Origin of the sequence: Marinobacter sp. GH_1, assembly GCF_048595985.1 — a bacterium.
GTDB lineage: Bacteria > Pseudomonadota > Gammaproteobacteria > Pseudomonadales > Oleiphilaceae > Marinobacter > Marinobacter shengliensis.
In genome coordinates this window covers 522,531-543,671 of the sequence record NZ_CP184460.1, presented here as the reverse complement: position 1 = coordinate 543,671, position 21,141 = coordinate 522,531, and the positions used below count along the sequence as shown (strand labels likewise).

Here is a 21,141-nt window from a genome sequence, read left to right as displayed (position 1 = left end):
GCCGACCTTTCAAAGATTCCGCCCGGCACCGCCCGGACATGTATTTTCATAAACAGGACACACTATGCGACCAAGTGGCAGAACGCCCGAGCAACCCAGAGACGTCCGCATCACCCGCAACTACACCCGCCATGCCGAAGGCTCGGTTCTGGTAGAGTTTGGTGATACAAAAGTCATCTGTACCGCCTCTGTTGAGAACAAGGTACCGCCGTTCCTGCGCGGCGAAGGCAAAGGCTGGATCACCGCTGAGTACGGCATGCTGCCCCGTTCTACCGGCAGCCGCATGGGCCGCGAAGCCGCCCGCGGCAAACAGGGTGGCCGCACCGTGGAAATCCAGCGCCTGATCGGCCGCAGCCTCCGCGCCGCGGTTGACCTGGAAGCCCTGGGCGAGCACACCATCACCATCGACTGCGACGTTATCCAGGCCGACGGCGGCACCCGCACAGCGGCCATCACCGGCGGCTGCGTGGCACTGGTTGACGCTTTGAACCACCTGGTCGCCACCAAACGACTGAAGAAATCTCCCCTTGTTCAAATGGTGGCAGCGGTCTCCGTTGGCGTTTACAAAGGCACGCCGGTAGCGGACCTGGACTATCCGGAGGATTCCGAAGCGGAAACCGATATGAACGTGATCATGACGGATAAGGGTGGCTTCATCGAAATTCAGGGAACGGCGGAAGGCGCTCCGTTCGAGCAGGCCGAACTGGATTCCATGCTGGTTCTGGCAAGAAAGGCGATTAACGAACTGTTCGAAATTCAGAAGACGGCGTTGGCTGAGTAAGCCGCCCGCGTGCCCGGAGGGGGAGACCTTTCCGGGACACGCTACAAGCACATCCATGTGCGCTCCGCTCCGGCCATCCCTGGCCGGAGAGGGTCCCGGAAAGGTCTCCCCCTCCGAGCCCGCTCCTAATCAGTAGCCGTCTGAATCAGAAGCCTATTTCGATGTCGTAATCCATGATCACCGGCGCGTGATCAGAGAAACGGGTGTCTTCATCAATCCAGCCATCACGGATGGTCTTGCGAATACCCGGCGTCAACAACTGGTAATCCACCCGAATACCCGCCTTCTTACGGGAGCCCTCGGTTTGCTCCGGCCACCAGGTAAACTGATTGCTCTGTTTGTTGATTTCCCGGAAACCATCAATGCAGCCCATCTCATCAAACAGGCGATCAAGCCATGCACGCTCATGGGGCAGGAAACCGGAGAAATCCGTCTTGTGGTACAGCGGGCTGGCGTCCGTCACGTGGTGGGCGGTCTGCAGGTTGGCGCAGAAGATGAACTGCCGGCGCTTGCGCAGGGTCTTCTGCATATGCAGGCCGAAGGCTTCCATGAACTCGTCTTTGTGATCGAGCACGGTCAGGTCATCTTCACCAAGCAGCTCGTCTTCCCGGCCAAGGGCGCAGGGCGCCAGCACGCAAGCCACGGAGACCTTGTCGAAATCCGCCTGGATAAAGCGACCTTCGCGATCTGCCTGCTCATTAGCAAACCCGTACATGATGGCCTTCGGAAAATGGCGAGTGTAGATACCCACACCACCGTGTTCGTTCAACTCACCATCAATAAAGTAGGCCTCATAGCCTTCCGGAATCAGGTTTTTGTCTTCTACTTCATAGGCACGCATGCGGTGGTCCTGCACACAGACGACATCAGCGTCCTGCTCTGCAAGCCAGTCAAAAAAACCCTTCTCAACGGCCTGTTCAAGACCATTGACGCTGATTGTAACTACCCGCATACATGTTCCCTGATTCGGTTTGTGTGTATGATACCGGTTTTACGCTTTAATTAAAGATCAAACCCCGCCAGAAGCCTTGCCATGCACGACTATCAGCAAAATTTTATCGAGTTTGCCATTGAGCGGAATGTTCTGCGCTTTGGAGAGTTCACGCTCAAATCCGGCCGAACCAGCCCCTACTTTTTCAATGCCGGGCTATTCAATACCGGAAACGACCTGTTGCAGCTAAGCAAAGCCTATGCCGCAGCCATCGAACGCAGCGGCCTGAATTATGACATTATTTTCGGCCCCGCCTATAAGGGCATTCCGTTGGCCACAGTGACCGCTATGGCCCTTGCAACAGACGGTAACAGCAAACCGTTTGCCTTCAATCGCAAAGAAAAGAAAGATCATGGGGAGGGTGGCAATATTGTCGGCGCCCCACTACAAGGTAAGGTACTGATTGTGGATGACGTAATCACTGCCGGCACCGCCATTCGGGAATCCATCGACCTCATTCGTGCCGCTGGCGCGGAGCCCGCCGGCGTGCTGATTGCGTTGGACAGGCAGGAGAAAGGCAATGGCGAGCTATCCGCCATCCAGGAAGTGGAGCAGGAATTCGGCATCCCCGTTGTCAGCATCATTCGTCTTGAGCAGGTACTGGACTACCTGAAGTCCAATCCGGAGTTTGCCGGCCACGCGGAAACAGTGGCCAGCTACCGGGACCGTTACGGAGTCTGACCATGCACCACCGTGTGTCCAAATCAACGGTTATTGCCAGCCTGGCCGCAGCAGGACTGCTGCTGTCCGCCAGTGTGCAGGCCAATATGTATCGTTACACGGATGACAACGGTCAACTGGTGATCAGCAGCACCATCCCGCAGGAAGCCACCAAACGCGGTTACGACATCCTCAGCGCCAATGGCCGGGTGATTGAAACCATTCCACCGGCCCCCACAGCCGAGGAAATCGCCGCCCGGGAAGCGGAGAAAGAGCGCCAACGTCAGGCCGAGATTCAACAGGAGCAGGATCGCCAGCTGTTGAAGCGCTTCAGCCATCCAGACCAGGCTGTTCGCGCCATGCATCGGAAAATTCGCGAGCTGGAAGGGATCATCCAGTTAAAGCGAGGCAATATTTCCGTGATTTCCAGCCAGCTTGACAGCGAACAAAGCCGGGCAGCCGATATGGAGCGGGCTGGCAGGGATATTCCGGAAGCTACTCTGGAACGGATTCGTCGGCTGGAGTCACAGATCCGCGACGTGGAACGGGAAATTGCCGCCCAACAGCAAGACATCAGTGCGATGAAAAAGGAATTTGAGGCGGATATCAAAAGATTGGAAGTCGTTACTGGCCAGGAGCGGACACTCCCCCTCGAGCCGGAATAAACGTTTGTATTGGCGGAAATGACAAAGGGCGCTCACCAGAGCGCCCTTTGTGGTTACAGCTCGCCGTTATGATCAGGCGGAAGCTGTTTCCTTCTTGGCTGCCGTCTTGCGAGCCGCAGGCTTACGAGCGGCCGGCTTCTTGGCAGTGACTGACTTCTTGGCATCCTGGGCAGCTTCCGCTACGTCTTCAGCAGCGCCGGAAACGGCGTCAGCGCCTTCAGCCGCTTCTTTCTCCAGCTTGGCAACCAGTTCGGCGGCGAAGTTGCCGAAACGGCTGTTCAGGCTGCGCAGCTGCTCGAACAGGTTCTCGGAGTAGCCGGTGTAGCGCTTGCGCAGGGTCTTTACACTGTATTCGCGGGCTTCTGCTTCCAGCTTCTCTGCGTAATCAAACGGCTTGGAAGCCAGCTTCTTCTGCTGCTCTTCAGCAGCGTTGATGCCCTTCTCAACGATGTCCTGCAGTTGTTCCTGGTAGGATTTAAGTTTACCCATGGTAGTTCTCCTTGATATTAGGATCGTTTCGGCACCACAAGCCCTTGCTTCTGCGTGCCTTTGGTAACTTTCACCTGCCAAGGTACGGATAAAAATTAGAATGTTCATACTAAAACCAATTTTCGGTTTTTACAGATAGTTCACTTGATCGAAAGGTAGTGGCTGGCATAATCGCATCTTGTTTCAGGTAGCCCGTCTCCCGGTTTTATTCAGGCTCCATACGATCAGTAACCAGAGAGCCCTCCACGGCTCCGTATGCGAGTTGACCATGAAAATTCTACTGCCACCACTACCCGGCCAGGCTGTGCTTTGCCTGCTGATTATTGCCCTTGCCTCCATGATCACTGGCTGTCAGGAAGACACTCGCGCCAGCAAACTCGACACACAGCGCGCCTCGGAAGTCTCAGATGCCCGGCTGAAACAGGCACAATCAAACCTGCTGGCCACACTGGGGCAATCGCCCACAGCGAAGGAGAGCCAGTATCCTGCGGATAATACCGAAAGCCCCCGCACCCTGGCCTGGAATCCGCCAATGACCCGCGAAGATGGCTCGTCACTGGCACCGGGCCAGATCTCTGGGTATCGCATCTATTACCGGATGAAGCACAAGAATGATTTCAATATCATTCCGCTGAACGATGCCAGCACAACCCGTTACCGCCTTGAGGACATGCCCCCCGGCGCCTACGAGTTCTCGATTACGACGGTCGATGTGGATGGGCTTGAAAGCCGACGCTCAGACCCGGTGGAAGTCAACCTGATCTGAGCGCAAAGGAAAGGTGCCAGGTTACCAGCGGAAGATCACCCAGCTTGGAATCAGCAGGTCAGACTCAGTGTCCTGTATCCAGCCACCACCAGATGGTACCAGGTAGTATTCGGGCCCGACGTTAGGCACCACCTTGATTTCCATAAGCTGGCCATTCACGCGGTATTCATAGAACACTTCATTCTCCCCCGGCCGGATCACAATTTCCGGCCCGCCTTCCGGGGGTTGGTAATCGGAAATAACCACAGGCTCCTGGGGCGTGACCACCGGGGTGGCATCCAGCGAGCCTTCTTGCTGCGCCATCACCGGTAATGACACAAGCCCAGCCAACATGGCGGAACAGGCGATTCGTTTCATTTTCGTGGTACCCTTTCGTTCATCTTTCTGGCTAGAGTTGCACAAGCCAACCCACGCTTCAATCAGATTCCGGACCGGCTTTGATATGACTGAGAAAAAGACCCCACCCGTGGTTCTTGTTGACGGATCGTCCTACCTGTTTCGCGCTTACCATGCGCTGCCACCACTGACTACCAGCAAAAACCATCCGACCGGAGCCATCAAGGGCGTTATCAGCATGCTTCGGCGTCTTGAGCAGGATTTCCCCGGCTCCAAGGTGGTGGTGGTGTTCGATGCCAAAGGCAAAACCTTCCGCCATGACATCTATGAAGAGTACAAGGCCAACCGGCCACCCATGCCGGAAGATCTGGCCGTTCAGATCGAACCGATCCACGAAATCGTCCGCGCCATGGGGCTCCCCCTATTGATTGTTCCGGGCGTGGAGGCCGATGACGTCATTGGCACCCTGGCCTACGAAGCCACCAGCAAGGGTATCGATGTGGTGGTCTCCACCGGCGACAAAGACATGGCCCAGCTGGTGAGCGATCACGTGACCCTGATCAATACCATGACTGAAACCGCCATGGATCGGGAGGGGGTGATCGAGAAATTCGGGGTGACCCCGGAACAGATCATCGACTACCTGGCCTTGGTGGGTGACAAGGTGGATAACATTCCGGGCGTGAACAAATGTGGCCCGAAAACCGCGGTGAAATGGCTGCAGACTTACAACGATCTCGACAACCTGATCGAACACGCCGACGAGATCAAAGGCAAGATCGGTGAATACCTGCGGGAAGCCGCCGGCACCCTGCCCCTGAGCCGGGAACTGGCCACCATCCGCCTGGATGTTGACCTGGATTTCGGCCTGGAAGATCTGCAGGAGCGGGAACAGGACGACAATTCCCTGCTGGAACTGTTCAAGGAGTACGAATTCCGCAGCTGGATTGCTGAGTTGGAGAACACCGAAGGTTCCGCCAGCGACCAACGTGAGCGCTCCACCGAGCAGGAATCCGCAAAACCGGTAGAGAAACAGTATTCCTTGGTTACCGAGCAGGGAGAGCTGGATACCTGGCTGCAACGACTGAAAGCCGCCGACCAATTCGCTTTCGACACCGAAACCACCAGCCTGCGCTATATGGACGCCGAAATCGTGGGTGTGTCTTTTGCTATCGAGCCGGGGGAAGCGGCCTATGTACCTCTGGGCCACGATTACATGGGGGCACCGGATCAACTGGACCGCGACCATGTGCTTAACCAGCTCAAACCCCTGCTGGAAAGCCCGGACGTGAAAAAGATCGGCCAGAACCTGAAGTACGACAAGAATGTGCTCGCCAACCATGGTATCCAGCTGGAGGGCATCGGCGACGACACCATGGTGGAGTCCTATGTACTCAACTCAGTGGCCACCCGCCACGACATGGATAGCCTGGCCCTGGAATACCTCGGTGAGCAGACCATCACCTACGAATCCATCGCCGGCAAGGGTGCCAAGCAGCTCACCTTCAATCAGATTGATCTGGAGAAAGCAGGCCCCTACGCAGCCGAAGACGCCGACATTACCCTTCGCCTGCACCAGGCTTTGAGCCCGAAACTGAAAGAAACCGGCAAGCTGGAATCGGTGTACCGGGAGATCGACCTGCCGCTGGTACCGGTGCTGTCACGCATGGAACAAAGAGGCACTCTGATCAGCGCCAGCACCCTGCGCCAGCACAGCCAGGAACTGGCCGAGCGCATGGCGGAACTGGAGAAAGAGGCCCACGAGGTGGCCGGCGAAAGCTTCAACCTGGGCTCCACCAAGCAGCTGCAGGCCATTCTGTACGACAAGTTCGGCCTGCGCGTGATCAAGAAAACTCCGAAGGGTGCACCCTCCACCGCCGAGCCAGTATTGCAGGAACTGGCCCATGAGCACGAACTGCCCCGACTGATTGTAGAGCACCGCAGCCTGAGCAAGTTGAAGTCCACCTACACGGACACCCTGCCAGAGCTGATCCATCACCGCACCGGCCGTGTACACACCTCCTACCATCAGGCGGTAACTGCCACGGGGCGCCTGTCGTCCTCCGAGCCGAACCTGCAGAACATTCCTATCCGCACTCCGGAAGGCCGCCGCATTCGCCAGGCCTTCATCGCGCCGGAAGGCTACAAACTGTTGGCGGCGGACTATTCCCAGATAGAGCTGCGAATCATGGCGCATCTGTCTGGTGACAAGGGCCTGCTGAGGGCCTTCGAACATGGTGAAGACATTCACAAAGCCACCGCCGCCGAGGTCTTCGGCGTGAGCCTGATCGAGGTCAGCTCCGACCAACGCCGCAGCGCCAAAGCCATCAACTTTGGCCTTATCTACGGCATGTCTGCTTTCGGCCTGGCCCGCCAGCTGGAGGTCGACCGCAAGACCGCCCAGGAATACATCGACCGCTATTTCGAACGTTACCCGGGCGTACTCAAATACATGGATAACATCCGCAAACAGGCCCACGACGATGGCTACGTGGAAACCCTGTACGGCCGCCGCCTGTATCTGCCGGAGATCAACGCCCGGAACAAACAGCTGCAACAGGCTGCCGAGCGCACCGCCATCAACGCGCCCATGCAGGGGACCGCTGCCGACATAATCAAGCGGGCGATGATCGATGTGGACCAGTGGCTGCACACAGAGCATGCCGACGATGCCTGGATGACCATGCAGGTGCACGATGAACTGATCATCGAAGTGCGGGAAGAGGCTCTGGAGACCGTGCGCAAGGGCCTGGTGCAGCGAATGCAGGCTGCCGCCAAGCTGGACGTACCGTTACTGGTAGAAGCCGGCACCGGCGACAACTGGGACCAAGCTCACTAGACCTGAAACCTGGCCCGATAACGCCCTGTTTTTGTTCATTTTCACTGGAAAAGCACAATGACAGGGCACCCTTTCCCCTTCACTCCACCTTCCCGCTACGTTTAAGCGCCTCCCGATCACGGCACGAAAACTGCACAGATCTGAGGGTCTGGGCTCTTTGATGCCCTATGCCGTGACAGCGATGCGAGGCCTTTCCATGAATTCCGTAGCGAATGAACGCAACTGGTTATTCGACCCATCCCACCTGAAACTGGTGCAACAGTGCCGCCGGCTGATTCAGTCTGAATTCGGGGTAAAGCTCCACCTGAACGAAGACCACCTTGCGGAGCACTTGGCTGAATACGCAGGTAAAACCCGATCGAAGCATCTGGTGCATACCTGGGAAGCGCTTAAACAGAGGGTGCCGGAGCTGGGGCAGATAGATGCAGCGCCAGCCGCTGCCAAAACTTATCGCGGGCAGGAGATTGCTGGTTCAGAGGAGGAGGCAGGCGGGGAAGAGGCCCGACCACGGAAGAAACAGGTTATCTATCGTGGTCAGGTGGTAGGCTGACCCGGACAGGCCGGATCAGCTATCGAGAAGGACAGCCGCTTAGAAGGCCTTGCTGAACTCGATGGCGGCGCTCCAGGCGCTCAGGTCGTATTCGGCTTGGTAGTTGGATTGGCTGATTGGATCGCCCGTTGGATCGTCGTGACTATACTCACGGTCATCAACCTTGGCAGTACCGTCGAATATCAACGTTCCGACGGCCGCGTCGACCGTCCAACCACTTGCAACATCCTTCCATTGCGCACCCAGCGTCAACCAATGGCGGTCCGTGGACGGAATCCGTGCAGTGACGTATTGGTCAACAGGAGATTCATCGAAAGCATAACCCGCTTTGAACGCCCAAGCCGGAGTTGCCTGCCAGATGCCCCCAACATTAACCTGCCAGGTGTTCTTCCATTCTTCCGTCACGTGGTTGATTGGATCAGGAGCCTGACCACCATTGAGCGCGCCCAGGATTCCTGAGACCTGGCCCGTCGCACCCTCGCGACTAACGATATCCAGTTCCTCAAATCGGCTCCACCGAGCATAGGTTGCGCCCGCAAGCAGCGTCACCTCGTCAGTCAGCTGGTGGCGAGCACCAAAACCAATACTTTCCGGAATTGCCAACGGAACTTCAACTCTCTCGGTAGCTGTCGTCACTGGCGTGAAAGGGGCCCCGGGAAGGCCCGTGACTTCCATATCTCCTTTAAGGTTAAGCTCCGTACCTGTTTGAGCGGTCAACCCGAATTGTGTGCGGTCAGAGAACTCATACAGAAAGCCCACCCGAAAAGTCACACCAATATCATCGCCTTCCACATCGGCGTATGGCTCTGCTCCAGTTGCCGCCAAAGGCGATGCGCTCAGGTCCTGATAACGGCTAAGGCGACCTTCTGCATATAGCACATTGAGACCCAACCCCATCGACAGTCCCTTGCCATTATTGAGAGCAATAGATGGGGTAAATGCGATCGCAGTCAACTCAGTTTTATCAGCAAAAAAACGACCGGCAAAATCATTTTCATAATCTGCAGCCAGTCCGTAAGGTGCATGAATACCAAAGCCAACATCGATAAAGTCGTTGATTTCATGGGCCAAGTAGAAATTAGGCAATACTGCTGGGTCGGCGATATCTCCGCCATTCCTATAATTACCCCCATCAACCGGCTGCCCATCGGCACCAATAGCTCGGATACTGGAAGTCTTCGCCTTGGCATCAATATCCAACACCGCGGCACCAAACGAAATATTGGTCCCAGACAACTGGCTCATGCCAGCGGGGTTAAAGAATACAATAGTGGCATTCTCGGGGTTAGCCGCCGCACCGGCATTAGCAGTGCCCATGGCACTGGCGCTCTGCTCGTTCAGGGCGAATCCGCCGGCCAAAACAGTGGCTGGGGCGGCGAGAGCTGTCACGGTAGCGAAGCGGATGGCCTTTACGAGGGCATTGGTATTCTTGTGCATGCTGTCTCCTTTGTTAGTCGCGCGCGGAGTATACGCAGGGCAGCACAATGGCCTCAAATGCCAAAACTACTGGTTGCAGGCACTAACAAAGTACGACTTTGGTATTAAGGCGGCCCCGGACAGGGCCGCCTGGAAGGAGGATCGCTGTTCGGTTTCGATCAATCGTCCTGAATGGTGAGCTTGTCGACCGAAGATGACAGCTTGTCGGCACCCTGGGCATCGGCACCGAGCTTGATCATCAGGCGCAGATCGTTGGCGGAATCCGCGTGGGCCAAAGCATCCTCATAGGTGATGGAGCCTTCGGCGTACAGCCGGTACAACGCTTGATCAAACGTCTGCATACCGGATTCGTTGGACTTGGCCATCAACTCCTTGAGTTTGTGCACTTCGGCTTTCCGAATCAGGTCCGCCACCAGCGGCGTGTTGATCAACACTTCGATTACGGCCTTGCGGCCTTTGCCATCCGGCGTCGGCACCAACTGCTGAGCCACGATGGCGCGGAGGTTCAGGGAGAGGTCCATCCAGATCTGGTTGTGCTGTTCCGGCGGGAAGAACTGGATAATCCGGTCCAGGGCCTGGTTGGCGTTGTTGGCGTGCAGGGTGGCCAGACACAGGTGGCCGGTTTCTGCGAACTGTACCGAATACTCCATGGTCTGGCGGGTACGCACCTCACCAATCAGGATAACGTCCGGCGCCTGGCGCAGAGTGTTTTTCAGGGCCACCTCAAAGCTTTCGGTGTCGATACCCACTTCCCGCTGGGTGACGATGCAACCCTGGTGCTGGTGCACGAATTCAATCGGGTCTTCGATGGAGATGATGTGGCCGCGGCTGTTGCGGTTACGGTGCCCAAGCATGGCAGCCAGGGAGGTGGACTTACCGGTACCGGTGGCGCCCACAAACATGATCAGGCCACGTTTGGTCATGGCCAGGTCTTTGACAATCTCGGGCAGCGCCAGGTCGTCAATCTGGGGAATTTTCACTTCAATCCGTCGCAATACCATACCGCACAGGTTGCGTTGGAAAAACGCGGACACCCGGAAGCGGCCAATGCCCCGGGCACTGATGGCGAAGTTACATTCGTGGGTTTCTTCGAATTCGGCGCGCTGTTTGTCGTTCATGGCGCCGTAGACAAACTCCCTCGTCTGCTCTGGCGTCAGCGCGTTCTTGGTGACCGGGAGCACTTTCCCGTTTACCTTCATGCTCGGCGGCACACCCGCTGTAATAAACAGGTCCGAACCGCCTTTTTCCACCATCAGCCGTAACAGTTTTTCGAATTCCATTTGTCTACCTATACCGTTTTGTTCTCACCACGTTGACTCCCCGAACAGTGTTCGAGGAGCGGGGCGGGCGGCCTTCCCGGGACTGTCTGCAGCATGGATGCTGCAGTCAAGCGTACAGGGACGTATTTACAGCGTGTCCCGGGAAGGCCGCCCGCCTCGCTCCCTCCCCAAAGGTGGAAGCAAGGAGCCCGAAGTTAAAAGTTATCAGGCATCTTGGCCTTGGCCCGCGCTGCTTCAAGGGAAATAAGACCCTTCTGCAACAGGCGCTCCAGGCACTGATCCAGCGTCTGCATGCCCAGGGAACCACCCGTCTGGATAGACGAGTACATCTGGGCAATCTTGTCTTCACGAATCAGGTTACGGATCGCAGACGTACCAATCATGATCTCGTGGGCGGCAATCCGGCCGCCGCCCATCTTCTTCATCAGGGTCTGGGAGATAACCGCCTGCAGGGATTCCGACAACATGGACCGCACCATGGACTTCTCCTCGGCCGGGAACACGTCAACCACCCGGTCGATGGTCTTCGCAGCGGAGGTGGTGTGCAGGGTGCCGAACACCAGGTGGCCGGTTTCTGCGGCGGTCAGGGCCAGTCGGATGGTTTCCAGGTCCCGGAGCTCACCTACCAGGATGATGTCCGGGTCTTCCCGCAAGGCGGAACGCAGGGCTTCGTTAAAGCCCAGGGTATCCCGGTGCACTTCCCGCTGGTTGACCAGGCACTTTTTCGAGTCGTGCACGAATTCGATCGGGTCTTCGATGGTCAGGATATGCTCATAGCGGGTGTCGTTGATGTAGTCCATCATCGCCGCCAGGGTGGTGGACTTACCGGAGCCGGTGGGCCCGGTGACCAGCACCAGGCCACGGGGTACGGACGAAATGTCCTTGAACACCTGCCCCATGCCCAGATCTTCCATGGTCAGAACCTTCGAGGGGATGGTCCGGAATACAGCGCCGGCGCCACGATTCTGGTTGAAGGCGTTTACCCGGAAACGGGCCACACCCGGCACCTCGAACGAGAAGTCGGTTTCCAGGAACTCTTCGTAATCCTTACGCTGCTTGTCGTTCATGATGTCGTAGATCAACCCGTGCACTTCTTTGTGCTCCATCGGGGGCAGGTTGATGCGGCGCACGTCGCCGTCGACACGGATCATGGGGGGGCAGACCGGCAGACAGGTGCAAATCCGATGCGCCCTGTTTCGCCGAAAAGGCAAGCAGTTCAGTAATATCCATAGGATTCCTCGGAGGGCTTTTTCTTTTAGTCCAGAAGCGGCAAACTCACACTATGAGCAGCATAGCAGACAACATCGGGAGCGTAACCCGACGCATACAAAAAGCAACATTGAAGGCAGGCCGGGAAGCCGGCAGTGTGCGCCTGTTGGCAGTCAGCAAGACACGCCAGCCAGACGAACTCCGGGCCGCCGCCAACGCCGGGCAGGTCGCCTTTGGTGAAAACTACCTTCAGGAGGCGCTGGACAAGATTGAAGCCCTGAAGGATCTCGATCAGATTGAGTGGCACTTTATTGGCCCCATCCAGTCCAACAAAACCCGGCAAATTGCGGAGATGTTCGCCTGGGTGCACAGCGTTGACCGGCTGAAGATTGCCCGCCGTCTGAGCGAGCAGAGACCTCCCGGTTTACCACCATTGAATCTGTGCCTGCAGGTCAACATCAATGACGAGGACAGCAAATCCGGCTGCACCTTGTCCGAACTGCCCGAACTGGTGGATGAGATCGGCGATTTGCCTAACGTAAAATTGCGAGGGCTTATGGCGATTCCCGATCCAGACCAGTCCGAGGCAGATCTGCGGATGAGTTTTCGCAAGCTGGCCAATACCCTGCGGGAGCTTAAACGGGGATCTCCTGAGGCCGGCCCGATGGACACACTGTCTATGGGTATGTCGGATGATCTGGAGATCGCCATCGCAGAGGGAGCAACCTGGGTTCGCGTAGGTACCGCTCTATTTGGGGCAAGGCCATCCAAACACAGCCAGAGCTGAAACCGCTGGTTCCTGCTATCATCGCATTCAACGGATTAACTGACCAAAGCCCTGGAGCAAACCTTGAGCAAATCACCCACGATTTCTTTTATAGGTGCCGGCAACATGGCCAGTGCCATTATCGGCGGCATGCTGGAGAGCGGCTACGAGGCCGGCAATATCTGGGTAAGCGCCCCGGATGATAGCCACCTGCAATCCATCCGGAAGCGTTTTGGCGTCAGTGTCACCACGGACAACCGGTACTGCGCCCAACAGGCGGATATTGTGATCTTGGCCGTTAAACCCCAGGTGATGGCGGATGTCTGCCACGACATCGCCCCGGTGGTGCAGAACACCCGCCCGCTGATGGTTTCCATCGCCGCGGGCCTGACCGCTGAGACTCTGGACAACTGGCTTGGCGGCGGCATGCCGCTGGTTCGCGTGATGCCCAACACACCGTCGCTGGTTGGCAAGGGTGCCGCCGGGCTGTTTGCCAACGCACAAGTCAAAGACGCACAGAAGACATCGGTACAGTCGATGTTCGAAAGCATCGGCTCAGCGCTGTGGGTGGACGACGAAGACCAGTTGCACGGCGTTACCGCGCTATCCGGAAGCGGCCCGGCGTATTTCTTCTTGATGCTTGAAGCTCTGGAAGGCGCCGCCACCGAAGCCGGCATTGCACCTGAAACCGCTCGGGCACTCGCTATTCAGACCATGGCGGGCGCGGCCGAAATGGCGGCCCGGAGCGACGATGACCCGGCGCAGCTCAAACGCAACGTCATGTCCCCCGGCGGCACCACCGAGCGTGCAGTGAATACCTTTGAGGAAGGCGGCCTGCGGCAACTTGTGAAAAAGGCCTATGGCGCGGCGTTTGATCGCTCCCGGGAAATGTCCAAAGAACTGGCAGATAAACAGTAACCGTTAACGGAGACACAGCTTCATGCTGGCAGATATTGTGATTACGATCCTGCTGATCGCGTCTACCTTCTACATGACCATCGTACTGCTGCGCTTCCTGCTACAGCTGGCCCGGGCCGACTTCTATAACCCGATTTCCCAGTTTGTGGTGAAGGCCACCAATCCGCCGCTACGCCCGCTACGCCGCTTCATTCCCGGCTGGGGCGGCATTGATGGGGCAGCGCTGGTACTTGCTGTCATTATCCAGGCCATTACCTTCTTCCTGATCCTGGTGGCCCTGAACGGCGGGATTCCCGGCATCAATCCGATTACCCTGCTCGTCTGGGCCGTTTTGAATGTGCTCAGCCTGATTGTCAAAATCTACTTCTGGTCAGTGATTGCCGTGGTGGTGGTCAGTTGGATTGCCCCGCAAAGCAGCCACCCAGCTATCCAGCTGGTAGCGCAGATTACCGAACCGGTCATGCGACCGGTGCGTAGCATCATGCCTTCCATGGGCGGGTTGGATCTGTCACCTATTATTGTTTTCCTGATTCTGAACGTCATTTCTGTGGTGATTGACCATATGAAGATCGCTGCGGGCCTCGGCTCCATCGGCCTGGGAATGTAACCTGCCTCACAGATATACATTCAGTTACAGTTTTCTCTAATTCAAAACACCAAGGGCTTCAGCGTCAACAGCATGATTCTGAAGCCTTTTTTTGACAGATCCCGATAAACCGCAAAAAATGCCGACTGGCGCATCCCACCCAACTGACTAAAAAGGCTACTATTAACGTCATTTAATCTCGGAAGTCGCGCAGAAGGATTATCCAATGAATCAGCAGGGAACTCTGTCGCAGCAGGTTGAGGCATACCACAACTGGAAGAAAGAGCTGATCCGGCAGATTGGCCGGTACCGGCTATGGCTGCAAGATAACAATCTGTTCTCGGAAGACGTCAGCACCCGAATTCGCCATGGCCTGGAACTGCTCATTGAAGATGAGCTGACCATTGCCTTTGTAGGTGAGTACTCCCGCGGCAAGACCGAGCTGATCAATGCCCTGTTTTTCTCGGAGTACGGTCAGCGCATGCTGCCGTCCCAGGCAGGCCGCACCACCATGTGCCCCACGGAGCTGTTCTTTGATCGCAGCGCCAACCAGAACTACCTGCTGCTCCTGCCCATCGAGACCCGGACCGGCGAACTTTCCCTGCAGCAACTGCGCAAGCAACCCGAACGTTGGGTAAAGCACGACCTGGACGAGCGCAACCCGGAAGTCATGCGCGAAGTGCTCGCCGAAGTTGCCCGAGTTAAAAGCGTGACCCCGGAAGAGGCACGCCAGCTGGGCTTCGACGAAGCCATGCTGGAACACGATCGCAACAATCCCGGCAACGTGCTGGTGCCGGCCTGGCGCAACGCCCAGATCAGCATTCGCCACCCGCTGTTCGAAAGGGGCCTGCGTATTCTGGACACACCTGGGCTCAACGCGCTGGGCTCCGAGCCGGAACTGACCATCAGCATGCTGCCCCGTGCACACGCGGTCATTTTTGTGCTGAGCGCAGACACCGGCGTAACCGCCAGCGATATGACCATCTGGAAAGACCATATCGATACCGAGCACGCCGACCACCGGGCCGGCCGGTTTGCGGTTCTGAACAAGATTGATGTGTTATGGGACGACCTGCAGGGCGAGCAACACACCAGCGATGCCATTGAGCGGGTACGCACCTACACCGCCGAACACCTGGGCATCCGCCAGCAAGACGTAATCCCGCTGTCGGCTAAACAGGGGCTGCTGGCCCGCGTGCGCAAGGACAACGAGCTGTTCGGGCGTTCCAACATCGGCCAGCTGGAGCAACTGATCATCCAGCGCATCCTGATGCACAAAGAGCAGTTGATTACCCAGAATCTGATCAACGACCTTCTGGGCATGCTGCAAAACAGCCAGGCCGCGATGCAATATCGGCTTGAGTCGCTGGAAGAAGAGCGCCAGGCCTGTGCCGGCGCCACCATGGACAAGGCTGCCCTTGGCCGACTGGCAGAGCGCGCCCAGAAAGATTACGACTTCTACTACAAGAAGCTGATCACCCTGCGTTCATCCCGACGGCTCATGGATTCCCAGGGCGAAATGCTGAAGAACCTGGTGGCCGAGGATCGTTTTGAGAACCATGCATCCAAGGTTCGCCACATGATGTCCAAGAGCTGGACCACGGCTGGCATGAACCGGGCCATGGACCATTTCTTTGAATTACTGGAAAGTGACCTGACCAATCTGCTGGCCGAGGGCAGGCTGGCGGAGAAGATGGTAGGCGCCATCTACCGCCGTTACAACGAAGACACCCGGGCCAGGCATCTGGAGCCTATCCCACTGCGGGCGGGCCGCCATGTGATCGCTATTCGGGAGCTGCGCAAGAAAGCCAAGCGTTTCCGCATCAGCCCGAAAAACCTGCTGACCGAACAATCGCTGCTGGTGCGGCGTTTCTTCAATGTCATGGTGGGCGAAGCCCGCACCCTTCACGGTCGAGTTCGCAAGGATGTAGAGCGCTGGCCCCAGGAAGCCCTGCTGCCGATCATGCAGTATTCCATGGAACAGAAACAGCTGCTGGAGCACCAGATCAGACGCCTGCGCGATATGGTTCGCAGCGACCGGGACAGCCGCGCCGAGCGCCAGCGCCTGGATAACGCCATTGCCGACCTGCGTAAACAACTGGAACTCGCCGATGCCATGATGCGGCAAATCCGCAAACCGGCCCCGACCATGATTCAGCAGAAAGTGGTCAATATTTCAGGCGCGATCTGAATGGCCGGGGCCCGCTCGAACATCGCGCGGGCCCCGATAACGACACCGCAGTCACGCGCCGGTTGCAGCAACCCCCACCCGCCTTTAAACTGCACTGCTGTCGCGCATTTCTGAACACTCCAAGGCCAATGGCCAGACACTTGTGGACCGGACCAGGAACTCATCACCGCCATGCCTGATTCCCTGCCCTCGGATTCCGTGGGCCTTGTAAGCCCTCAAACCATTCATTTTGACAAGCCTATCGAGCTGGCCTGTGGCCAGACCCTGGACAGCTATGACCTGGTGGTGGAAACCTACGGCACCCTGAACCCGGAAGCCAGCAACGCGGTGCTGATTTGCCATGCACTCAGCGGCCATCACCATGCCGCAGGCTATCACAGCATGGACGACAAAAAGCCTGGCTGGTGGGACAGTTGCATTGGCCCCGGCAAACCCATCGACACCAATCGCTTCTTTGTGGTCAGCCTGAACAACCTGGGTGGCTGCCACGGCAGCACCGGCCCCAATTCCAACAATCCGGTAACGGGCAAACCCTTCGGCCCGGATTTTCCGGTGATTACGGTTGCCGACTGGGTAAAAAGCCAGGCTTACCTGGCTGACCACCTGGGCATTGAACAGTGGGCCGCAGTGGTCGGCGGCTCGCTGGGCGGCATGCAGGCGTTACAGTGGAGCCTGGATTACCCGGAACGGTTGCGGCATTCGGTGGTGATTGCGTCCACGCCCCGGCTCAGCGCACAGAATATCGCCTTCAACGAAGTGGCTCGCCAGGCCATTACCTCTGACCGGGAATTCCACGACGGTCGATACTACGATTTTGACGCAGTGCCTCGTCGTGGTCTGATGCTGGCCCGAATGGTCGGCCATATCACCTACCTGTCCGACGCTTCCATGGGCGAGAAATTCGGCCGGGAACTTCGGGAAGAAGCCTACAAGTTCGGTTTCGACGCCGAGTTCCAGGTAGAAAGTTACCTTCGTTACCAGGGCGAGCGTTTCTCAGAAAGCTTTGATGCCAACACCTACCTGTTGATGACCCGGGCCCTGGACTACTTCGATCCGGCCTATGCCGCCGGCGGGGATCTGGCCAAGGCTCTGGCACCGGCAAGCTGCGAGTACCTGGTGCTGTCGTTCAGCACCGACTGGCGCTTTTCGCCCGAACGCTCCGAAGAGATGGTGAACGCCATGATCTCTGCCCGCAAGAAGGTCAGCTACGCCGAAATCGATGCCCCCTGGGGCCATGACGCGTTCCTGATTCCAACCCCCAGGTACACCGATGTTTTCACCGCCTATATGGACCGGGTAGCACGGGAGGTGGGCGCATGAGACCAGACCTGGAAATCATCCAGCAATGGGTCCAGCCAGGGCATCACGTACTGGACCTGGGTTGCGGCAATGGCACCCTGCTGGACTTTCTTCAGCGGGAGCGAGGCGCCACGGGGTTTGGCCTGGAGATCAACCCGGACCACATCACCACCTGTATGGCGAAAGGGGTGAGCGTGATCGAGCAGAACCTGGACACCCAGGGGCTGGACAATTTTGACGACGGCATGTTCGACGTGGTTCTGATGACCCAGGCCCTGCAGGCGGTGCGGCGGCCAGACAAAGTGATCGAAGAGATGCTCCGGGTCGGCCGAGAGGGCATCGTCACCTTCCCCAACTTTGCCCATTGGCGCCTGCGCTGGGGACTGGCTCTGAGTGGCCGTATGCCCGAATCCGACGCACTACCGTATAAATGGTATAACACCCCCAACATACGGCTATGCACCTTCAAGGATTTTGAAGCCTTGTGCCGTCAGAAAGGCATTCGCATCAAGAGCCGCCGGGTGGTAGACGGTCAGCATCAGAACAGCTGGCTGGCCAGGCTCTGGCCGAACCTGTTGGGGGAAATTGCCATCTATCGAATCACGCGGGAGAACCCATGATGATGACTCGTTCGATCACTCGCCTACTGACCCTGACCCTGGGACTGCTGTTATTCGCTCAGGCGCAGGCCGGCCAGGAAGACTTCGGTGACTATCAGGTGCACTGGAGCGTTTTCCCAAGCACCTTCCTTGACCCGGAAGTCGCCAGGGCCAACAACCTGCAACGCAGCCGGGGCATTGGCATCATCAACATTTCCATTATGACCGAAGGTGAGCATGGCCAGATCCGGCCGGTTGGCGGGCAGGTACAGGGCCAGGTTACCAATGACATCCAGCAGGTGAATTTCCTGGCCTTCCGTCGTATTCAGGAGGGTGATGCAGTCTATTTCATCGCCCAGTACCAGTACCGTTCCGGCGACCTGATGACGTTCAACATCACGGCCCGGCCCACTGGCCACAACCGGGATCTGCCAGTTCGTTTCTCCCATACCCTGTTCAATGACTGACACCATGAGCCAGAAATTTGTCATCGCCAGCAATAACAAAGGCAAGATTGCCGAACTGACAGAACTGCTCAGCCCCTTGGGGTTGCAGCCGGTTGCCCAGGGCGAACTGGGCGTGAGCGAGGCCGAAGAACCGGCGGTCACCTTCGTTGAAAACGCCATCCTCAAAGCCCGCCATGCCGCCCGGGAAACCGGGCTGCCGGCCCTGGCAGACGACAGCGGCCTGGCCGTGGATGCCCTCAATGGCGAGCCCGGCGTGCGCTCGGCGCGGTACGCCGGCGACGCCGCTTCCGACGCCGACAACGTGGCGGCACTTCTGGATGCCTTGAACGACGTTCCCGCCGCACAACGCAGTGCCCAGTTCCATTGTGTTCTGGTGTATCTTCGACATGCCGACGACCCCACGCCGATCATTTGCCATGGCCGCTGGCCCGGGCAGATCCTGACCGAGCCCCGGGGTGACGGCGGCTTCGGTTATGACCCTGTATTCCTGGCGCCGGAGTTCAACTGCAGCGCCGCAGAACTGACCCGGGCACAGAAAGGCAAGATCAGCCATCGGGGCCGGGCCCTGGCCAGCCTGCTGGAACAACTCCAGGCGGAGCGGTAAACCCATGACCGCCACCCCGGTTGCGGTCTGCCCGCCACTGAGCCTGTACATCCACGTGCCCTGGTGCGTGCGCAAATGCCCCTACTGTGACTTCAATTCACATGCCGTCAAGGGGGAAATTCCGGAAACGGCCTATCTGAACGCCATTCTGGAGGATCTGGATCAGGACCTGTTCTATATCCTGGGGCGCCCTATCGAAACCGTCTTTATCGGCGGCGGTACTCCTTCCCTGATGAGCGGCGCCTTCTATCAACAGCTGTTCGACGGGCTCCGCCAACGCCTGGCTTTTTCAACCGATGCGGAAATTACCCTGGAAGCCAATCCCGGCACGCTGGAAGCGGGCCGCTTCGAATGTTTCCGCGCAGCCGGCATCAACCGGCTGTCCATCGGGGTACAGAGTTTTCACCCGGAACACCTGCAATCCCTCGGCCGTATCCACGATCAGGCGATGGCCCACCGGGCCATCGAATCCGCCCGGGCTGCCGGGTTCGACAATTTCAACATCGATCTGATGCACGGCCTGCCGGGGCAAACTCCGGAACAGGCGGTCAGCGACCTGCACGCCGCACTGGCCCACCGGCCAACCCACCTGTCCTGGTACCAACTCACCATTGAGCCGAACACCGAATTTTTCTCGCGACCACCGGCGTTGCCGGACGACGATCGGCTCTGGGACATTTATCAGCAGGGGGCAGCCCATCTTCGGTCAGCGGACTTCGATGATTACGAGATCTCGGCCTGGAGCTTGCCCGGCCGGGAAAGCAGACATAACCTGAATTACTGGAGCTTTGGCGACTATCTGGCGCTGGGTGCCGGCGCTCACGGCAAAGTCAGCCTGGCCGACGGCCGGATTCTGCGGTACTGGAAAACCCGGCAACCAGACGCCTACCTGCAACGAATCGGCTCCCGCACCTCCGGTAGCGAAGAGCTGGCACCGGAGGACCGGCCGCTGGAGTTCATGATGAATGCGTTACGCCTGAAACGGGGCACGTCGGAACAACTGTATCTTGAGCGTACAGGTTTACCCTTGTCGTCAGTTGCGGTACAACTTGAGCAATTACGCAAACAACATCTGCTGACCCCTGATCGCCTGCAGGCGACCGAGCAAGGACAGCGTTACCTGAATAGCCTGCTGGAGCACTTCCTCTGATGAATTCAGCTCAGCACACCGTGCCATCCGGGCCTCACCCAATGAAACCGCCCATGAAGGTATCCATCGTGGTGGCGGTGGCGCTGTTTCTGGTTCTGATGGCCATCAACCAACCCCTGAAGACCGGTTCTGCCCCTCAGGGCATTGTCAGCTTCCAACTGGCAGGCACGGCAGACCAGGCCTACGCCATTATCCGCAGCTGGCGCGAGAACGGCTTGATCTGGGCAAAAGCGTCATTGTGGGTAGACTTTCTGTTTATCGTGGCTTACCTGGCCGCGCTGTTGCAGTTGACCAGACACTTCACCCGGGACAGGCCCGGCATCCGGGAGCGCAAGGTCGCACGCTGGGTGCGCGCGCTGTTTATCACGGCAGGGCTGAGTGACGTGGCAGAGAACATTGTACTGCTGAACAACCTGAGCCCGCCCACAGACTCCATGAGCATGACCGCCACTATCCTCGCGTTGATCAAATTCACCGGGCTGCTGCTCGGAGTGGCCGGACTTGTCATCATCCGGGCTGCCCGCCGGCATCCGCTGAGCCACTCCTGACACCGTCCCG

The 21,141-nt window shown here is 57.9% G+C and carries 21 protein-coding genes and 1 pseudogene; 16 read left to right on the top strand and 6 right to left on the bottom strand.

All coding sequences use genetic code 11. From position 1 onward, the window contains the following. Positions 1-64: 64 nt before the first annotated feature. Positions 65-781, top strand: coding sequence for a ribonuclease PH (gene rph / locus ACNSOI_RS02505; protein WP_420195062.1), 717 nt, complete (start codon positions 65-67; stop codon positions 779-781). 145 nt (positions 782-926) lie between these two features. Here the strand turns inward: rph and ACNSOI_RS02500 are convergent, their stop codons facing one another. Continuing rightward, positions 927-1,733, bottom strand: a complete 807-nt coding sequence (locus tag ACNSOI_RS02500; RefSeq protein WP_152437211.1) for an exodeoxyribonuclease III — start codon at positions 1,731-1,733, stop codon at positions 927-929. A gap of 81 nt (positions 1,734-1,814) precedes the next feature. On the opposite strand from ACNSOI_RS02500, the gene pyrE reads away from it, so the two are divergent. Together pyrE and ACNSOI_RS02490 are read left to right on the top strand one after the other, a co-directional pair. Then, the gene (pyrE, locus tag ACNSOI_RS02495; RefSeq protein WP_061332566.1) at positions 1,815-2,453 is read left to right on the top strand and encodes an orotate phosphoribosyltransferase; all 639 of its coding nucleotides are present in this window, start codon (positions 1,815-1,817) and stop codon (positions 2,451-2,453) included. Positions 2,454-2,455: 2 nt separating this feature from the next. After that, entirely contained in the window at positions 2,456-3,097 is a 642-nt protein-coding gene (locus tag ACNSOI_RS02490) for a DUF4124 domain-containing protein (RefSeq protein WP_420195061.1), read from the top strand. A gap of 72 nt (positions 3,098-3,169) precedes the next feature. Here ACNSOI_RS02490 and ACNSOI_RS02485 read toward each other — a convergent pair whose 3' ends face one another. After that, a complete protein-coding gene (locus ACNSOI_RS02485; RefSeq protein WP_061332564.1) occupies positions 3,170-3,586 on the bottom strand; it encodes a hypothetical protein in 417 nt (138 codons plus the stop codon). Positions 3,587-3,854: 268 nt separating this feature from the next. Between ACNSOI_RS02485 and ACNSOI_RS02480 the strand changes: the two genes are divergently transcribed. After that, positions 3,855-4,352: a fibronectin type III domain-containing protein gene (locus tag ACNSOI_RS02480; protein ID WP_061332563.1), complete on the top strand. Its 498-nt coding sequence runs from the start codon at positions 3,855-3,857 to the stop codon at positions 4,350-4,352. A gap of 21 nt (positions 4,353-4,373) precedes the next feature. On the opposite strand, the gene ACNSOI_RS02475 is transcribed toward ACNSOI_RS02480, so the two are convergent. After that, positions 4,374-4,709, bottom strand: a complete 336-nt coding sequence (locus ACNSOI_RS02475; RefSeq protein ID WP_061332562.1) for a DUF2782 domain-containing protein — start codon at positions 4,707-4,709, stop codon at positions 4,374-4,376. Positions 4,710-4,794: 85 nt separating this feature from the next. Here ACNSOI_RS02475 and polA point away from each other — a divergent pair, with 85 nt between their 5' ends. After that, positions 4,795-7,527 (top strand): DNA polymerase I, encoded by a 2,733-nt coding sequence (polA, locus tag ACNSOI_RS02470; protein ID WP_420195060.1) that lies wholly within the window; start codon positions 4,795-4,797, stop codon positions 7,525-7,527. A 196-nt stretch (positions 7,528-7,723) separates the two neighbouring features. After that, positions 7,724-8,077, top strand: coding sequence for a hypothetical protein (locus tag ACNSOI_RS02465; protein WP_106694532.1), 354 nt, complete (start codon positions 7,724-7,726; stop codon positions 8,075-8,077). Positions 8,078-8,116: 39 nt separating this feature from the next. On the opposite strand, the gene ACNSOI_RS02460 is transcribed toward ACNSOI_RS02465, so the two are convergent. The 3 genes and pseudogenes from ACNSOI_RS02460 to ACNSOI_RS02450 all read right to left on the bottom strand — a co-directional run bounded on the left by ACNSOI_RS02460 (position 8,117) and on the right by ACNSOI_RS02450 (position 12,024). Continuing rightward, positions 8,117-9,514, bottom strand: coding sequence for an OmpP1/FadL family transporter (locus tag ACNSOI_RS02460; protein WP_420195059.1), 1,398 nt, complete (start codon positions 9,512-9,514; stop codon positions 8,117-8,119). A gap of 158 nt (positions 9,515-9,672) precedes the next feature. Continuing rightward, the gene (locus ACNSOI_RS02455; RefSeq protein WP_061332594.1) at positions 9,673-10,794 is read right to left on the bottom strand and encodes a PilT/PilU family type 4a pilus ATPase; all 1,122 of its coding nucleotides are present in this window, start codon (positions 10,792-10,794) and stop codon (positions 9,673-9,675) included. Between the two features lie 194 nt (positions 10,795-10,988). Further along, positions 10,989-12,024: pseudogene (locus ACNSOI_RS02450) on the bottom strand (type IV pilus twitching motility protein PilT). Positions 12,025-12,076: 52 nt separating this feature from the next. Here ACNSOI_RS02450 and ACNSOI_RS02445 point away from each other — a divergent pair. The 10 genes from ACNSOI_RS02445 to ACNSOI_RS02400 all read left to right on the top strand — a co-directional run bounded on the left by ACNSOI_RS02445 (position 12,077) and on the right by ACNSOI_RS02400 (position 21,131). Continuing rightward, on the top strand, positions 12,077-12,790 hold the full coding sequence (locus ACNSOI_RS02445) for a YggS family pyridoxal phosphate-dependent enzyme (RefSeq protein ID WP_420195058.1): 714 nt from the start codon (positions 12,077-12,079) through the stop codon (positions 12,788-12,790). Positions 12,791-12,853: 63 nt separating this feature from the next. Beyond that, positions 12,854-13,687, top strand: coding sequence for a pyrroline-5-carboxylate reductase (gene proC / locus ACNSOI_RS02440; protein ID WP_420195057.1), 834 nt, complete (start codon positions 12,854-12,856; stop codon positions 13,685-13,687). A gap of 22 nt (positions 13,688-13,709) precedes the next feature. Next, a complete protein-coding gene (locus ACNSOI_RS02435) occupies positions 13,710-14,294 on the top strand; it encodes a YggT family protein (RefSeq protein ID WP_420195056.1) in 585 nt (194 codons plus the stop codon). A 205-nt stretch (positions 14,295-14,499) separates the two neighbouring features. Continuing rightward, positions 14,500-16,464, top strand: coding sequence for a dynamin family protein (locus ACNSOI_RS02430; protein ID WP_420195055.1), 1,965 nt, complete (start codon positions 14,500-14,502; stop codon positions 16,462-16,464). Positions 16,465-16,635: 171 nt separating this feature from the next. Beyond that, positions 16,636-17,784 (top strand): homoserine O-succinyltransferase MetX, encoded by a 1,149-nt coding sequence (gene metX / locus ACNSOI_RS02425; protein ID WP_420195054.1) that lies wholly within the window; start codon positions 16,636-16,638, stop codon positions 17,782-17,784. Then, positions 17,781-18,383: a methionine biosynthesis protein MetW gene (metW, locus tag ACNSOI_RS02420; RefSeq protein WP_061332555.1), complete on the top strand. Its 603-nt coding sequence runs from the start codon at positions 17,781-17,783 to the stop codon at positions 18,381-18,383. Before metX ends, metW begins: the two co-directional genes overlap by 4 nt. Further along, positions 18,383-18,829, top strand: coding sequence for a DUF4426 domain-containing protein (locus ACNSOI_RS02415; RefSeq protein WP_061332593.1), 447 nt, complete (start codon positions 18,383-18,385; stop codon positions 18,827-18,829). The genes metW and ACNSOI_RS02415 overlap by 1 nt, the downstream gene beginning before the upstream one ends. Positions 18,830-18,833: 4 nt before the next feature. Next, a complete protein-coding gene (rdgB, locus tag ACNSOI_RS02410; RefSeq protein ID WP_106694531.1) occupies positions 18,834-19,433 on the top strand; it encodes an RdgB/HAM1 family non-canonical purine NTP pyrophosphatase in 600 nt (199 codons plus the stop codon). A gap of 4 nt (positions 19,434-19,437) precedes the next feature. Further along, the gene (hemW, locus tag ACNSOI_RS02405; RefSeq protein ID WP_420195053.1) at positions 19,438-20,583 is read left to right on the top strand and encodes a radical SAM family heme chaperone HemW; all 1,146 of its coding nucleotides are present in this window, start codon (positions 19,438-19,440) and stop codon (positions 20,581-20,583) included. A gap of 53 nt (positions 20,584-20,636) precedes the next feature. After that, a complete protein-coding gene (locus ACNSOI_RS02400; RefSeq protein ID WP_420195052.1) occupies positions 20,637-21,131 on the top strand; it encodes a hypothetical protein in 495 nt (164 codons plus the stop codon). Positions 21,132-21,141 lie beyond the last annotated feature (10 nt).

Coding starts and splice junctions, on each gene's coding strand:
- rph (WP_420195062.1), top strand. CDS start 65: ATGCGACCAAGTGGCAGAACGCCCGAGCAACCCAGAGACGTCCGCATC.
- ACNSOI_RS02500 (WP_152437211.1), bottom strand. CDS start 1,733: ATGCGGGTAGTTACAATCAGCGTCAATGGTCTTGAACAGGCCGTTGAG.
- pyrE (WP_061332566.1), top strand. CDS start 1,815: ATGCACGACTATCAGCAAAATTTTATCGAGTTTGCCATTGAGCGGAAT.
- ACNSOI_RS02490 (WP_420195061.1), top strand. CDS start 2,456: ATGCACCACCGTGTGTCCAAATCAACGGTTATTGCCAGCCTGGCCGCA.
- ACNSOI_RS02485 (WP_061332564.1), bottom strand. CDS start 3,586: ATGGGTAAACTTAAATCCTACCAGGAACAACTGCAGGACATCGTTGAG.
- ACNSOI_RS02480 (WP_061332563.1), top strand. CDS start 3,855: ATGAAAATTCTACTGCCACCACTACCCGGCCAGGCTGTGCTTTGCCTG.
- ACNSOI_RS02475 (WP_061332562.1), bottom strand. CDS start 4,709: ATGAAACGAATCGCCTGTTCCGCCATGTTGGCTGGGCTTGTGTCATTA.
- polA (WP_420195060.1), top strand. CDS start 4,795: ATGACTGAGAAAAAGACCCCACCCGTGGTTCTTGTTGACGGATCGTCC.
- ACNSOI_RS02465 (WP_106694532.1), top strand. CDS start 7,724: ATGAATTCCGTAGCGAATGAACGCAACTGGTTATTCGACCCATCCCAC.
- ACNSOI_RS02460 (WP_420195059.1), bottom strand. CDS start 9,514: ATGCACAAGAATACCAATGCCCTCGTAAAGGCCATCCGCTTCGCTACC.
- ACNSOI_RS02455 (WP_061332594.1), bottom strand. CDS start 10,794: ATGGAATTCGAAAAACTGTTACGGCTGATGGTGGAAAAAGGCGGTTCG.
- ACNSOI_RS02445 (WP_420195058.1), top strand. CDS start 12,077: ATGAGCAGCATAGCAGACAACATCGGGAGCGTAACCCGACGCATACAA.
- ACNSOI_RS02435 (WP_420195056.1), top strand. CDS start 13,710: ATGCTGGCAGATATTGTGATTACGATCCTGCTGATCGCGTCTACCTTC.
- ACNSOI_RS02430 (WP_420195055.1), top strand. CDS start 14,500: ATGAATCAGCAGGGAACTCTGTCGCAGCAGGTTGAGGCATACCACAAC.
- metX (WP_420195054.1), top strand. CDS start 16,636: ATGCCTGATTCCCTGCCCTCGGATTCCGTGGGCCTTGTAAGCCCTCAA.
- metW (WP_061332555.1), top strand. CDS start 17,781: ATGAGACCAGACCTGGAAATCATCCAGCAATGGGTCCAGCCAGGGCAT.
- ACNSOI_RS02415 (WP_061332593.1), top strand. CDS start 18,383: ATGATGACTCGTTCGATCACTCGCCTACTGACCCTGACCCTGGGACTG.
- rdgB (WP_106694531.1), top strand. CDS start 18,834: ATGAGCCAGAAATTTGTCATCGCCAGCAATAACAAAGGCAAGATTGCC.
- hemW (WP_420195053.1), top strand. CDS start 19,438: ATGACCGCCACCCCGGTTGCGGTCTGCCCGCCACTGAGCCTGTACATC.
- ACNSOI_RS02400 (WP_420195052.1), top strand. CDS start 20,637: ATGAAGGTATCCATCGTGGTGGCGGTGGCGCTGTTTCTGGTTCTGATG.